The 13,771-nt window shown below is 55.7% G+C and carries 14 protein-coding genes; 10 read left to right on the top strand and 4 right to left on the bottom strand.

Going from position 1 to position 13,771, the window contains the following annotated elements; all coding sequences use genetic code 11:
- Positions 1-47 precede the first annotated feature (47 nt).
- A complete protein-coding gene (gene rhaS / locus FOY96_RS21760; protein WP_143347715.1) occupies positions 48-884 on the top strand; it encodes an HTH-type transcriptional activator RhaS in 837 nt (278 codons plus the stop codon).
- Between the two features lie 73 nt (positions 885-957).
- The gene (gene rhaR, locus FOY96_RS21755; protein WP_143347714.1) at positions 958-1,806 is read left to right on the top strand and encodes an HTH-type transcriptional activator RhaR; all 849 of its coding nucleotides are present in this window, start codon (positions 958-960) and stop codon (positions 1,804-1,806) included.
- Here the strand turns inward: rhaR and rhaT are convergent, their stop codons facing one another.
- Positions 1,807-2,841 (bottom strand): L-rhamnose/proton symporter RhaT, encoded by a 1,035-nt coding sequence (rhaT, locus tag FOY96_RS21750; RefSeq protein WP_039264206.1) that lies wholly within the window; start codon positions 2,839-2,841, stop codon positions 1,807-1,809.
- A gap of 288 nt (positions 2,842-3,129) precedes the next feature.
- Between rhaT and sodA the strand changes: the two genes are divergently transcribed.
- Both sodA and yiiM read left to right on the top strand, forming a co-directional pair.
- Positions 3,130-3,750 (top strand): superoxide dismutase [Mn], encoded by a 621-nt coding sequence (sodA, locus tag FOY96_RS21745; protein ID WP_004203668.1) that lies wholly within the window; start codon positions 3,130-3,132, stop codon positions 3,748-3,750.
- A gap of 71 nt (positions 3,751-3,821) precedes the next feature.
- Positions 3,822-4,496: a 6-hydroxyaminopurine reductase gene (gene yiiM, locus FOY96_RS21740; RefSeq protein ID WP_047059165.1), complete on the top strand. Its 675-nt coding sequence runs from the start codon at positions 3,822-3,824 to the stop codon at positions 4,494-4,496.
- A gap of 53 nt (positions 4,497-4,549) precedes the next feature.
- Here yiiM and cpxA read toward each other — a convergent pair whose 3' ends face one another.
- Together cpxA and cpxR are read right to left on the bottom strand one after the other, a co-directional pair.
- Positions 4,550-5,923 (bottom strand): envelope stress sensor histidine kinase CpxA, encoded by a 1,374-nt coding sequence (gene cpxA / locus FOY96_RS21735; protein WP_023309731.1) that lies wholly within the window; start codon positions 5,921-5,923, stop codon positions 4,550-4,552.
- Positions 5,920-6,618 (bottom strand): envelope stress response regulator transcription factor CpxR, encoded by a 699-nt coding sequence (cpxR, locus tag FOY96_RS21730; RefSeq protein ID WP_006179159.1) that lies wholly within the window; start codon positions 6,616-6,618, stop codon positions 5,920-5,922. Before cpxR ends, cpxA begins: the two co-directional genes overlap by 4 nt.
- Positions 6,619-6,768: 150 nt before the next feature.
- On the opposite strand from cpxR, the gene cpxP reads away from it, so the two are divergent.
- From cpxP to FOY96_RS21695, 6 genes are all read left to right on the top strand, one after another.
- Complete coding sequence (gene cpxP / locus FOY96_RS21725) at positions 6,769-7,275, top strand: cell-envelope stress modulator CpxP (protein WP_032662714.1); 507 nt, start codon at positions 6,769-6,771, stop codon at positions 7,273-7,275.
- A 152-nt stretch (positions 7,276-7,427) separates the two neighbouring features.
- Positions 7,428-8,321 (top strand): CDF family cation-efflux transporter FieF, encoded by an 894-nt coding sequence (gene fieF, locus FOY96_RS21720; protein ID WP_023309697.1) that lies wholly within the window; start codon positions 7,428-7,430, stop codon positions 8,319-8,321.
- A gap of 174 nt (positions 8,322-8,495) precedes the next feature.
- A complete protein-coding gene (pfkA, locus tag FOY96_RS21715; protein WP_023309696.1) occupies positions 8,496-9,458 on the top strand; it encodes a 6-phosphofructokinase in 963 nt (320 codons plus the stop codon).
- Between the two features lie 210 nt (positions 9,459-9,668).
- Entirely contained in the window at positions 9,669-10,658 is a 990-nt protein-coding gene (locus FOY96_RS21705; protein WP_023309695.1) for a sulfate ABC transporter substrate-binding protein, read from the top strand.
- A 107-nt stretch (positions 10,659-10,765) separates the two neighbouring features.
- A complete protein-coding gene (locus FOY96_RS21700; RefSeq protein WP_143347713.1) occupies positions 10,766-11,509 on the top strand; it encodes a CDP-diacylglycerol diphosphatase in 744 nt (247 codons plus the stop codon).
- Between the two features lie 73 nt (positions 11,510-11,582).
- On the top strand, positions 11,583-12,887 hold the full coding sequence (locus FOY96_RS21695; protein WP_143347712.1) for an SLC13 family permease: 1,305 nt from the start codon (positions 11,583-11,585) through the stop codon (positions 12,885-12,887).
- Between the two features lie 99 nt (positions 12,888-12,986).
- Here the strand turns inward: FOY96_RS21695 and tpiA are convergent, their stop codons facing one another.
- Positions 12,987-13,754 (bottom strand): triose-phosphate isomerase, encoded by a 768-nt coding sequence (tpiA, locus tag FOY96_RS21690; RefSeq protein WP_014172206.1) that lies wholly within the window; start codon positions 13,752-13,754, stop codon positions 12,987-12,989.
- Positions 13,755-13,771 lie beyond the last annotated feature (17 nt).

Below are 13,771 nucleotides of genomic sequence, written 5' to 3'. Positions count from 1 at the left end.
GGCCTTAATTACTATTTTGAGAACATTTTTCATTGGTGGGGGCCGTTATGACCGTACTGCACTGCGTGGATTTTTTTCCTTCAGGAGGTTCGCCTGTCGCGATTGAGCCACGGCTTCCTCAGGCTGCGTTCCCGGAGCATCATCATGATTTTCACGAAATTGTGATTGTTGAGCGCGGGACGGGTATTCATGTTTTCAATGGCCAGCCCTATACCATCAGCGGCGGTACGGTGTGCTTCGTGCGCGACCACGACCGGCACCTGTATGAACATACCGACAACCTGTGTCTGACGAATGTGCTTTACCGTTCCCCGGACGCGTTCCAGTTTCTTTCGGGGCTGAGCCAGCTGTTGCCCCAGGAGCAAGACGGACACTATCCGTCGCACTGGCGGGTGAATCAGTCCATCCTGCAGCAGGTGCGTCAGCTGGTGAGCCAGATGGAGAAGAGCGAGGACGGGCAGGAGACGCACGCCATTGCCACGCGCGAATTGCTGTTTATGCAGCTTCTGGTGCTGCTGCGCCGCAGCAGCCTGGTGGAAAGGCTGGAAGATAACAACGCGCGCCTGAACCATCTGATGGCCTGGCTGGAAGAACATTTTGCCGAGGATGTCTGCTGGGAAACGCTTGCGGATGATTTTTCCCTGTCGTTGCGTACCCTGCATCGCCAGCTTAAACAGCACACCGGACTGACGCCGCAACGCTACCTTAACCGTCTGCGCCTGATCAAAGCGCGTCATCTTTTACGTCATACCGACGATAGCGTCACGGATATTGCCTATTGCTGCGGTTTTGGCGACAGCAATCACTTTTCAACGCTATTTCGCCGGGAATTTAACTGGTCTCCGCGCGATATTCGCCAGGGAAAAGACGCGATGCTTCAGTAACGCGAGGGCAGTCACCGTTTTATTTCCGCAAAAAAGCTAATAGTGTCAGGTTATTCGGCGTAGAGGTCGTGGTGTGGCTGCTCAGTTAATTCTTCGCAAAGATGATTTTTTTGCCTCCGCGAGTCAGGCTGTCACGGTGGCCGATCGCTACCCGCAGGACGTCTTTGCCGAACATACCCACGAGTTTTGCGAGCTGGTGCTGGTTTGGCGCGGTAACGGCCTGCACATCCTCAACGACCGTCCCTACCGCATCACGCGCGGAGACCTGTTCTACATTCGCGCGGATGATAAACACTCCTACGCCTCGGTTAACGACCTGGTGCTGCAAAACGTTATTTACTGTCCGGACAGGCTCAAGCTTAACGTGGACTGGGCCGCGAGCATTCCGGGCTTTCTTGATGCTAAGGGTTCTCCGCACTGGCGCTTAAGCAGTAGCGGTATGGCTCAGGTACGGCAGGTTATTTCTCAACTGGAGCAGGAGAGCCAGAAGAACGACCCCGTTGCTAACCAGCTGGCGGAGTTGCTTTTCGCCCAGCTGGTGATGACGTTGAAGCGCCATCGTTACGCCACTGATAACCCCTCCGCCACAACGCAGGAAGCGCTGCTGGATAAGCTCATCACCCGGCTTGCGGGCAGCCTGAATAAAAACTTTGTACTGGAGAAATTCTGCGAGCAGGAACAGTGCAGCGAGCGCGCGTTGCGCCAGCATTTCCGCACCCTGACCGGGATGACGGTGAACCACTATCTGCGCCAGCTGCGCATCTGCCATGCACAATATCTTCTCCAGCATACGGAGTGGATGGTCAGTGATGTGGCGATGAGTTGCGGCTTTGAGGACAGTAACTACTTTTCAGTGGTGTTTAACCGCGAGGTGGGGATGACGCCGGTACAGTGGCGTCATCGCAGTCGAAAGGGGACGTAATCAGTTTGCCATGCCGAGGCCGACGATATTGGCAGCGATAATAATCACCACGCAGCCGAGGCTCAGTACGCCAACCGGACGACGTCCGGCGTTCGTCCACTCTTTCAGCACCAGCCCAACCAGCCCGCCGCAAAGTACGTAGAAACTCATGTGCAGCATCCAGCTTATATAGTCGTATTGCGCCGGAATGCTGGCGTGGCCCCAGGCGTAGAAGAAGAACTGCAAATACCACATCAGGCCGCCCAGAGCGGAGAGCAGCACGTTGGTGATGATGAGCGATGTTGCCAGCGAGAAATCGGTTTTTACCGACAGGTTTTTTACTTTTGCCAGACGAATGAAGCAGAAGCCCAGGTTAACCATCGCGCCGCCACCCATAATCACGACATAGCTTGGTAGCGCAACGTACAGCGGATCGACGCCCAGCGCGGCCGCCGCTTCGTGCATCGGTTTGGCGGCGTTCATCGCGAACGACATGCCGGCCGAGAAAATGCCGCACATCACCGCCAGCAGCAGACCTTTCTTCAGGTTAAAATCTTCAGCTTTAATGCCCATCTTGCGCTCTTTCAACTGCCCCGCACGCGTTACAATTCCTACGCCAATGACCGCCACCAGCACGCCCAGGAGCGTCATCCGCCCACCCTGAGTATTAATAAGCACGTCGAAGTTGCCGTTGAGAATTGGCGTCATCAGGGTACCGACGATCAGCGTGATGCCAATCGCGATACCAATCCCCATCGACATGCCGAGATAACGCATGGTGAGGCCATAGTTGATGTTGCCGACGCCCCACATCGCGCCGAACAGGAACACCGGCAGCAGGGTGGCGGCGCTGAAGGAGGAGAAGTAGCCCCAGAAATCGGGCAGCAGCATGGCGCTAATGGTCCAGGGCAAAATCAGCCAGGACACGATACCGCCAACGGACCACATGGTTTCCCATGACCAGCCTCTCACTTTTTTAAACGGAGCATAGAAACAGGCTGCACTGGCAGCGCCTATCAAATGCCAGAAGATACCCATCGTAATCGCATGATTCATTTTTACACCCTCATCGTTTTTATCGTCAGTGGCTTCCCACCGACTTGAGGAGTGTAAAAATTAGGCGGTTTGGAGACCTTCAGAAGGTTGCCGCAGATGTGTTCTGGATGGCAATCAGCACGTTAACCGCGTGAGCAGACTCACAATTTCTCGATTAATCGAAAAACGAATAACCTTATAAAAACTACGGCATTGATAATCATTTTCAATATCATTTAATTAACTATAATGAACCAACTGCTTACGCGGCATTAACAGCTGTGCCGCCCGACAATAATGGAGAGGATTATGAGTTATACACTGCCATCCCTGCCGTATGCCTACGACGCACTGGAACCGCATTTCGACAAGCAGACGATGGAAATCCATCACACTAAACACCACCAGACCTATGTGAACAACGCGAACGCCGCGCTGGAAAGCCTGCCAGAGTTCGCTAACCTGTCTGCTGAAGAGCTGATCACCAAGCTGGACCAGCTGCCAGCGGACAAGAAAACCGTTCTGCGTAACAACGCTGGCGGCCACGCTAACCACAGCCTGTTCTGGAAAGGCCTGAAAACCGGTACCACCCTGCAGGGCGACCTGAAAGCGGCTATCGAGCGCGACTTCGGTTCCGTTGACAACTTCAAAGCGGAATTCGAAAAAGCCGCTGCAACCCGTTTCGGCTCTGGCTGGGCGTGGCTGGTTCTGAAAGGCGACAAGCTGGCGGTGGTTTCTACTGCTAACCAGGACTCCCCGCTGATGGGTGAAGCGATTTCTGGCGCATCCGGCTTCCCAATCCTGGGTCTGGACGTGTGGGAACACGCTTACTACCTGAAATTCCAGAACCGTCGTCCGGACTACATCAAAGCCTTCTGGGACGTGGTGAACTGGGACGAAGCAGCAGCGCGTTTCGCCGCTAAAAAATAAGGTTGCATTGACGCCTGTGAGAAGCGAGTCTTATGACTCGCTTTTTTTGTATCTGCGTAATGGAGGCAGCAATGCATTACCCGGTGAACGTGTTTACAGGCAAGGTAAGGGAGTACGACGGCAGCCGCCCAAGTGCCATCGCCAAAATTCAGGTCGACGGTGAGTTGACGTTAACCGACCTCGGGCTTGCGGGTGACGAGCAGGCCGAAAAGAAAATCCACGGCGGGCCCGATCGCGCGCTGTGCCACTACCCGCGCGAACACTATCAGCACTGGAAAACCGAGTTTCCCGAGCAGGCGGACCTCTTTGTTGCTCCCGCGTTTGGCGAGAATCTCTCCACCGAAGGGCTCACCGAAAAGAACGTGTTTATCGGTGATATCTACCGCTGGGGCGATGCTCTGATTCAGGTGACGCAGCCACGCTCGCCGTGCTTCAAGCTCAACTACCATTTCGGAATTCAGGATATGTCGGCCCAGCTGCAAAAAGCGGGTAAAACTGGCTGGCTGTATCGCGTGGTGCTGGCTGGGCAGGTTTCAGCGGACGCGCCGCTTGAGCTGGCGTCGCGCCTGAGCGATGTGTCTGTTTATGACGCCTGCGCCATTGCCTGGCATATGCCGTTTGACGACGAGCAGTATCACCGCCTGCTGTCGGCGGCGGGGTTATCCATCAGCTGGACAAGAACGATGCAGAAGCGGCGTTTAAGCAGCAAGATCGAGGATAATTCGCGGAGATTGTGGGGAAAATAGTCCTCCGCAGAAAGTAGGCCGGGTAAGGCGAAGCCGCCACCCGGCACTAACAGCTACGAACGCTTATACAACGGTAGCCAAAGCGTTAACCGTAGCCCACCCAGCGGGCTATCGTCGGCTTTCACCCAGCCGCGGTGCTGCTGCATAGCGGTTTCAACAATCGCCAGACCCAGTCCCGTGCCGCCCGATTCCCGGTCGCGCGCCTCATCGGTACGATAGAACGGACGGAAAATCTGCTCGCGGTCTTCCGGGCTCACGCCTGGGCCGTCATCATCGACAATGACGGTGATCCCGTCTTTATCCACCGAGAACGCCACCTCAATCTTCGTATGCGAGTAGCGAAGAGCGTTACGCACGATGTTCTCCAGCGCGCTTTCCAGCGTGTTGGGGTTACCGTACAGCGGCCACGGGCCCGGCGGGAAGTTGACGGTAAAGGATTTACCCATCTGTTCCGCTTCGAACGCCGCGTTGTCCAGCACCTCGTGCCAGAGGTGATTCGCTTTCACCGTTTCGCTGACCAGCGCGTTTTTCTGCTGATTGCGCGACATGACCAGCAGGTCGTTGATCATGCTGTCCAGGCGGTGCGCTTCCGTTTCAATACGCTCCAGCTCTTTGCTCTCACCGCTGCGGCGGCGCAGCAGCGCGGTGCCAAGCTGCAAGCGCGTAAGCGGGGTACGCAGCTCGTGCGAGATATCCGACAGCAGACGTTGCTGAGCGGTCATCATGCGGTCGAGGGCGCTCACCATCTGGTTAAAACTGGTTCCGGCGGCAAGGAACTCCTGCGGACCTGCTTCCAGTTCAGGGTGCTGTCGCAGGTTACCCTGCGCCACCTCATCGGCGGCATTCTTCAGCTTACGCGCCGGTTTTGCCAGGCTCCACGCCAGCCATAAAAGCAGCGGCGAGCTGACCAGCATGGTGACAATCAGCAGCAGGAGAGGGCGGTCAAACAGCAGGTTGATAAAATCAGACTGGGAGTTGCTCGCCGGACGGATCAGATAGAGCTGATAATTATCCTCTCCGTCCCTGACGGAGAAAGGCCCTACCATCTCTACGCGGCCATATTTCTTCTTCTGGGGATGATCGGCATTATCCGCCTGGCCAATGAAGTTGCGGATAATCTGCATTTCATTGCGATCGGCCCCAATCACGCGGCCTTCGCTGGTCACCAGCAGCAGGCGTTGTCCGGGCGGCGCCCACTTGTCGATAGCGCGAAACAGCCTGCGCCACCACATTAAATCGTTTGGCGGATCGTTTGCCAGCTCGGCTTCCACGTGCTGCTCGATCATCACGCCCTGACGTTGCTCGCTGTCGAGAAGCTCCGTCATCTGGCGTGAGTCGAGTTTTGGCAACATCAAAACGAGCATTAAAACCAGTGCCAGCGTCAGCCAGAAGATGGCGAAGATGCGGGCGGTTAAGCTTCCTATCATGAAGCGGAAACCATCAGATAACCGCGACCACGCAGGGTTTTAAACCATGGGTGACCGTCTTTACGCTCCGGCAGCTTACGGCGCAGGTTAGAGATGTGCATGTCGATGGCGCGGTCAAACGGGGTGAGGCGTTTGCCCAGCACTTCCTGGCTTAGATGTTCACGCGAAACCACCTGGCCGAGGTGCTGCGCCAGCAGATACAGCAGGGTGAACTCCGTGCCGGTCAGTTCCAGCGTCTGGCCATCAAAGCTTGCTTCCTGACGGCCCGGGTTCAGGCTCAGAGAGTCGACTTCAAGAGTAGGCGAGCTGTTGTCGGTATTTTGCTGCTGCTCGCTCCAGTGGGAACGACGCAGGATAGCGCGAATACGGGCAACCAGTTCACGGTCGTTAAACGGCTTCGGTAAATAGTCATCCGCGCCCAGCTCAAGGCCGAGTACGCGGTCAAGTTCGCTGCCGCGCGCGGTCAGCATAATAACGGGAGTCTGGTGTGTCTGGCGAAGCTCTTTCAACGTATCAATACCGTTTTTCTTCGGCATCATCACGTCGAGCAAAAGTAAATCGATGCTGTCGTCAAGGAGACTCAGCGCCTGCTCGCCATCATGGGCAACCAGGACGTTGAAACCTTCCATGTCGAGCAACTCCTTTAAAAGGGATGTGAGCTCTCGGTCATCATCAACTAACAGTATTTTATTCATTGTTTAAATACCTCCGAGGCAGAAATTACGACATCAAGGCTGTCTAATCCATGACTTTACGTTGTTTTACACCCCCTGACGCATGTTTGCAGCCTGAATCGTAGACTGTCTCTCGTTGAATCGCGACACGAAAGATTTTGGGAGCAAGTGATGCGCAAAGTTACCGCTGCCGTCATGGCCTCAACGCTGGCGTTCAGTGCGTTTAGCCAGGCTGCTGAAGCTATCATCAGCGATAACAGTCCCTTACAAGAGGGCGCAACGCAGAACAGCAGCCAAAGCCATATGTTTGACGGCATAAGTTTAACCGAACATCAGCGTCAACAGATGCGAGATCTGATGCAGAGGGCACGACACGACCAGCCCCCTGTTAATGTTAGCGAAATGGAGACAATGCATCGCCTTGTCACCGCAGAAAATTTTGACGAAAGCGCTGTTCGCGCTCAGGCCGAAAAAATGGCACAGGAACAGGTTGCCCGCCAGGTAGAGATGGCGAAGGTCCGCAACCAGATGTTCCATCTGCTAACGCCCGAGCAGCAAGCGGTTTTGAATGCCAGACATCAGCAGCGAATGGACCAGCTGCGTGAGGTTGCACGGATGCAGCGAAGCTCAGAAACGACGTTTTTCAGTAGCAATAGCAGTACCCGTAGTAACCAGTAAACCCTGTTTTCCTTGCCATAGACACCATCCCTGTCTTCCCCCACATGATGTGGGGGTTTTTTTTGCCCCGCATCCGCGCTGTTAACCGTTTATTCATCCTTAGACTCCCCATGCTTCCGTTATACTAGCGGCATGACATGACAGGAGCGTTTATGAATCAATCCTATGGAAGACTGGTAAGCCGGGCCGCCATTGCGGCGACCGTCATGGCCTCCAGCCTGTTACTGATTAAAATCTTTGCCTGGTGGTATACCGGCTCGGTCAGTATTCTGGCGGCGCTGGTGGATTCGCTGATGGACATTGCCGCCTCGTTGACCAACCTGCTGGTGGTGCGTTACTCGCTGCAGCCAGCGGATGAAGAGCACACATTTGGGCACGGCAAAGCGGAGTCGCTGGCCGCGCTGGCGCAAAGTATGTTCATTTCCGGCTCTGCGCTGTTCCTGTTTTTAACCGGCATTCAGCATCTCGTTTCGCCGACCCCGATGAACGATCCCGGCGTGGGCGTAGTTGTGACGATCGTTGCGCTTATATGCACACTTGTTCTGGTAACGTTCCAGCGCTGGGTTGTTCGCAAAACGCAAAGTCAGGCTGTACGGGCGGATATGCTTCATTATCAATCTGATGTTATGATGAATGGGGCTATTCTTATTGCGCTCGGTCTGGCCTGGTATGGCTGGCATCGCGCCGATGCGTTATTTGCGTTAGGGATTGGTATCTATATTTTATATAGCGCCCTGCGGATGGGGTATGAAGCGGTGCAATCACTGCTTGACCGCGCCCTCCCGGACTCAGAACGTAATGAAATTTTTTCTATCGTGACCTCCTGGCCCGGCGTCAGCGGTGCACACGATCTTCGAACGCGGCAGTCAGGGCCGACCCGCTTTATTCAGATTCATATTGAAATGGAAGACAACCTGCCACTGGTTCAGGCTCACGTTATTGCTGAGCAGGTCGAGCAGGCGATTTTGCAGCGTTTTCCTGGTTCAGACGTCATCATTCACCAGGATCCCTGCTCGGTTGTACCCGGTCATGTTGGGCTTTCGTAATTCGTTGTAAAAAAGTGAGCCAGGCCAGCATTTTGTGTATAAATTACCGCCGTTTGGTCTGACCTGAATCAATTCAGCTGGAAGGGATTGATATACTATTTGCAGTATTCGTTGGTCGATAAGTTTCTTCCGGCAACAGATTTCAATTTTGCATTCCTAAGTTCAGAGGTAGTCATGATTAAGAAAATCGGTGTGTTGACAAGCGGCGGTGATGCGCCGGGCATGAACGCGGCAATTCGTGGTGTTGTCCGTGCAGCGCTGACGGAAGGCCTGGAAGTTTTTGGCGTTTATGACGGTTATCTGGGCCTGTATGAAGATCGTATGGTTCAGCTCGACCGTTACAGCGTGTCTGACATGATCAACCGTGGCGGTACTTTCCTCGGCTCTGCACGCTTCCCGGAATTCCGTGATGAACACGTTCGTGAAGTGGCTATCGAAAACATGAAGAAACGCGGCCTGGACGCCCTGGTGGTTATCGGCGGTGACGGCTCCTACATGGGTGCAAAACGTCTGACCGAAATGGGCTTCCCGTGCATCGGTCTGCCGGGCACCATCGACAACGACATCAAAGGTACTGACTACACTATCGGCTTCTTTACTGCACTGGGTACCGTTGTTGAAGCGATTGACCGTCTGCGTGACACCTCTTCTTCTCACCAGCGTATCTCTATCGTTGAAGTGATGGGCCGTTACTGCGGCGACCTGACGCTGGCGGCAGCCATTGCGGGCGGTTGTGAATTTATCGTCGTGCCGGAAGTCGAATTTAGCCGTGAAGATCTGGTGGCTGAAATCAAAGCGGGCATCGCGAAGGGTAAAAAACACGCGATCGTGGCTATCACCGAGCACATCTGCGACGTTGACGAGCTGGCGAAGTACATCGAAGCCGAAACCAAACGCGAAACCCGCGCGACCGTACTGGGTCACATCCAGCGCGGCGGTTCCCCAGGCCCTTACGACCGTATTCTGGCGTCCCGTATGGGCGCGTACGCTATCGATCTGCTGCTGCAGGGTCACGGCGGCCGCTGCGTCGGTATTCAGAACGAAAAACTGGTTCACCACGACATCATCGACGCGATTGAAAACATGAAGCGTCCGTTCAAAGGTGACTGGCTGGACTGCGCGAAAAAACTGTACTGATCGGTTCTGTTGCCCGGTGGCGCTGCGCTTACCGGGCCTACAAAAGCACGACTCGTAGGCCGGGTAAGGCGTAGCCGCCACCCGGCTTTTTTATGCGCGCACGCTTTTTTTATTCCACTACGTTATAGCCAATCTTTTTTTATTCTTTAATCCTCGATTCGCTTTCTGGCACGCTGCATTCATCAAAACACTACACAAGAGAGCTGGGCGATGAATAAATGGGGCGTGGGTTTAACATTATTGCTGGCATCGACCAGCGTTCTGGCTAAGGATATCCAGTTACTGAACGTGTCATACGACCCGACGCGTGAACTGTACGAGCAATACAACAAAGCGTTTGCGGCACACTGGAAACAGGAAACCGGCGATAACGTGGTGGTTCGCCAGTCGCATGGCGGCTCCGGCAAGCAGGCGACGTCCGTGATAAACGGTATTGAAGCCGACGTGGTGACCCTGGCGCTGGCCTACGATGTCGACGCGATCGCCGAGCGCGGCCGCATCGACAAAAACTGGATCAAACGCCTGCCGGATAACTCCGCGCCCTACACCTCGACCATCGTCTTCCTGGTGCGTAAAGGAAACCCGAAACAAATTAAAGACTGGAACGACCTGATCAAACCGGGCGTTTCTGTGATTACCCCGAACCCGAAAAGCTCCGGCGGCGCTCGCTGGAACTACCTGGGCGCGTGGGGCTATGCACTGCATCACAACAATGGCGACCAGGCCAAAGCGCAGGAATTCGTGAAGGCGCTGTATAAAAACGTTGAGGTGCTGGACTCCGGCGCGCGTGGCGCCACCAACACCTTCGTCGAGCGCGGGATTGGCGACGTGCTGATCGCATGGGAAAACGAAGCCCTGCTGGCCACCCACGAGCTGGGCAAAGACAAATTTGAGATCGTGACCCCGAGCGAATCGATTCTGGCTGAGCCGACCGTCTCCGTGGTCGATAAAGTGGTTGAGAAGAAAGATACCAAAGCGGTGGCGGAAGCCTACCTGAAGTATCTGTACTCGCCAGAAGGCCAGGAAATTGCGGCGAAAAACTTCTATCGTCCACGCGATGCGGCGGTCGCCAAGAAATACGAAGGGGAGTTCCCAAAACTGAAGCTATTCACTATTGACGATGTGTTCGGCGGCTGGACCAAAGCGCAGAAAGAGCACTTCTCCAATGGCGGTACTTTCGACCAAATTAGCCAGCGCTAACCATTAGCCTGTGACACGGTGACCCGGCGTGAGAAATCCGCCGGGTTTTTTATTTGGTCATCATTTTGCGTTACTCTTTTGCCTCTATTGAAAACAGGGAACGCGTTGTGAAAAAAATTATCTTATTGCTCCTCATTGTCATCGCCCTTGCCGCTGGCGGCGTGTACTGGATGAAGGCGGGTAATCCGAATGCGTTGCGACATATCGTTCTCGACCAGTGTGTGCCGAATCAGATCCAGAACCGTAACCCGGCACCCTGTGCGCAGGTGAAAACGGATGCAGGCTATGTGGTATTTAAAGATCGCAACGGGCCGCTGCAATACCTTTTGATGCCGACATATCGCATCAACGGCACCGAGAGCCCGCTGCTGACCGACGCTCATACGCCGAACTTTTTCTGGCTGGCGTGGCAGTCGCGCAGCTTTATGACCCTGAAGCGTGGATCCGAGGTGCCTGACAGCGCCATTTCGCTGACGATTAACTCGCCGACTGGCCGCACGCAGAACCATTTTCATATTCATATCTCCTGCCTGCGCCTGGACGTGCGCGAAAAGCTCAACGCGGCACAGGGAGAAATCAGCACCCAGTGGCTGCCTCTTCCCGGGGGACTGGAAGGACATGAGTATCTTGCTCGCCGCGTGACGGAGAATGAACTGGTCCAGCGCAGCCCGTTTATGATGCTGGCGGAAGAGCTGCCGGAAGCGCGCGACCACATGGGGCGTTTCGCGCTGGCAATGGCGCAGCAGTCGGATGGCTCTTTTGTTTTGCTGGCGACCGAGCGTAACCTGCTCACGTTTAACCGCGCGTCCGCGGAGGAACTGCAGGATCATCAATGCACTATCCTGAAGTAACCCCACCATAAATCGCGTTTACTCGGGCTGCCTGTCACCGTAGACTTGCTGAAAAATTCTACAGGAGACAGGTATGTCGCTCTGGTTAACGCATCCTCTGCTGCTGCCCTCACTGATCGTTGGCGTCACCATCGTGCTGTGGGCGACGTCGTTATTGCCGGAATTTATCACCGCGCTGCTGTTCTTCACGGCGGCGATGACCGCCAGAATCGCCCCGCCGGAGGTCATCTTCGGCGGTTTTGCCTCGTCTGCTTTCTGGCTGGTATTCAGTGGCTTTGTGCTCGGCGTGGCGATCCGTAAAACCGGACTGGCGGACAGGGCCGCCCGGGCGCTGTCGGCAAAGCTCACCGACTCCTGGGTGTTGATGGTGGCGAGCGTGGTGCTGCTGAGCTACGCGCTGGCGTTTGTGATGCCGTCGAACATGGGACGTATTGCGCTGCTGATGCCGATTGTCGCGGCGATGGCAAAACGCGCCGGTATCGCCGACGGCTCCCGCGCCTGGTTCGGGCTGGCGCTGGCGGTGGGGTTCGGGACTTTCCAGCTTTCGGCGACGATCCTGCCTGCAAACGTTCCCAATCTGGTAATGAGCGGTGCGGCGGAAGGCTCGTACGGCATCCATCTGAACTATGTCCCGTATCTGCTGCTGCACACGCCGGTGCTCGGTATCCTCAAAGGCCTGATTCTGATTGGCCTCATCTGCTGGCTATTTCCCGGCAGCCCAAAACCGCCGAAGGAACAGGCGCCGTCTGAGCCTATGGGGCGGGATGAAAAGCGTCTCGCCTGGCTGCTGGCGGTGGTGCTGGGGATGTGGGTGACGGAGAGCTGGCACGGCGTGGGGCCGGCGTGGACGGGGCTGGCGGCGTCGATCGTCGTCATGCTGCCGCGCGTTGGCTTTATCACCGGGGAAGAATTTTCAGCGGGCGTGAACATGCGCACCTGTATTTACGTCGCGGGCATTCTTGGGCTGGCGATCGTGGTGACGCAAACCGGTATCGGAACGGCCGTGGGCGAGGCGTTGCTTCGCATTATGCCGCTGGATGCAGACAGGCCGTTCACCAGTTTCCTGGCGCTGACCGGTATTACCACGGCGCTCAACTTCATTATGACCGCCAACGGCGTTCCGGCGCTGTACACCACTCTGGCGCAGAGTTTTTCGGACGCGACCGGTTTTCCGCTGCTGTCGGTAATCATGATTCAGGTGCTGGGCTATTCCACGCCGCTGCTGCCGTATCAGGCGTCGCCGATTGTGGTGGCTATGGGGCTCGGGAAGGTGCCTGCAAGGGCGGGGATGGTGCTCTGTCTGGCGCTGGCTATCGCAACGTATCTGGTACTGCTGCCGCTGGATTATCTCTGGTTTAGTTTGCTGGGGAAAGTGTAGTTCGGTGCGAGCGGTTTCCCCTCACCCCAACCCTCTCCCTAAGGGAGAGGGAGGAGAAGAGCGGCGGGTAAGCGCAAGCGCCACCCGCCACAAAGGCAATTACGCCTGTTTAGCCGCTTCTGCTGCCTTAACGATCACCGCGAAAGCGTCAGCTTTCAGGGATGCACCGCCAACCAGCGCGCCATCGATGTCTGGCTGGGTGAACAGCTCAGCAGCGTTGGAGGCGTTTACGGAACCGCCGTACTGGATAATCACTTGCTCAGCGACTTTCGCGTCGGCTTTAGCAATGTGGTCACGAATGAATTTGTGAACCGCCTGAGCCTGCGCAGGGGTTGCAGATTTGCCGGTACCGATCGCCCAGACTGGCTCGTATGCGATTACTGCGCCTTCGAACGCTGCCGCGCCCTGGGTTTTCAGCACTGCGTCGATCTGACGTGCGCACACTTCTTCGGTTTTGCCCGCTTCGTTTTCCGCTTCGGTTTCACCGATGCACAGAACCGGGATCAGACCCTGCTCTTTCAGCACGGCAAATTTCTTCGCGATGAACTCGTCGGATTCTTTGTGATAGGTGCGACGCTCGGAGTGGCCGATGATGATGTATTTCGCGCCGATATCTTTCAGCATTTCAGCGGAGGTTTCACCGGTGAATGCGCCAGACAGGTTAACGTCAACGTTCTGCGCGCCCAGAATGATGTGGCTGCCGTCAGCGGCGTGTTTAGCCAGATCCAGGTACATATCCGGCGGAGCGATAGCAACCGCGCAGCCCGTCACGCCAGCCAGCTCTTTACGCAGGTTCGCAACCAGTTCGTTTACCATGTGGCGGCTGCCGTTCAGTTTCCAGTTACCCATCACTAAAGGATGTCGCATTTCAATTCTCCACGCTA

Source organism: Enterobacter asburiae (assembly GCF_007035645.1).
GTDB lineage: Bacteria > Pseudomonadota > Gammaproteobacteria > Enterobacterales > Enterobacteriaceae > Enterobacter > Enterobacter asburiae_B.
Note: the sequence above shows the minus strand (reverse complement) of the source record. Positions and strands in the feature narration are given on the sequence as shown.

Bases quoted from the DNA above. Each gene is read 5' to 3' on its own strand.
- fieF (WP_023309697.1), top strand. From the start codon at position 7,428: ATGAATCAATCCTATGGAAGACTGGTAAGCCGGGCCGCCATTGCGGCG.
- yiiM (WP_047059165.1), top strand. From the start codon at position 3,822: ATGCATTACCCGGTGAACGTGTTTACAGGCAAGGTAAGGGAGTACGAC.
- FOY96_RS21705 (WP_023309695.1), top strand. From the start codon at position 9,669: ATGAATAAATGGGGCGTGGGTTTAACATTATTGCTGGCATCGACCAGC.
- sodA (WP_004203668.1), top strand. From the start codon at position 3,130: ATGAGTTATACACTGCCATCCCTGCCGTATGCCTACGACGCACTGGAA.
- cpxA (WP_023309731.1), bottom strand. From the start codon at position 5,923: ATGATAGGAAGCTTAACCGCCCGCATCTTCGCCATCTTCTGGCTGACG.
- cpxP (WP_032662714.1), top strand. From the start codon at position 6,769: ATGCGCAAAGTTACCGCTGCCGTCATGGCCTCAACGCTGGCGTTCAGT.
- cpxR (WP_006179159.1), bottom strand. From the start codon at position 6,618: ATGAATAAAATACTGTTAGTTGATGATGACCGAGAGCTCACATCCCTT.
- rhaS (WP_143347715.1), top strand. From the start codon at position 48: ATGACCGTACTGCACTGCGTGGATTTTTTTCCTTCAGGAGGTTCGCCT.
- pfkA (WP_023309696.1), top strand. From the start codon at position 8,496: ATGATTAAGAAAATCGGTGTGTTGACAAGCGGCGGTGATGCGCCGGGC.
- rhaT (WP_039264206.1), bottom strand. From the start codon at position 2,841: ATGAATCATGCGATTACGATGGGTATCTTCTGGCATTTGATAGGCGCT.
- tpiA (WP_014172206.1), bottom strand. From the start codon at position 13,754: ATGCGACATCCTTTAGTGATGGGTAACTGGAAACTGAACGGCAGCCGC.
- FOY96_RS21695 (WP_143347712.1), top strand. From the start codon at position 11,583: ATGTCGCTCTGGTTAACGCATCCTCTGCTGCTGCCCTCACTGATCGTT.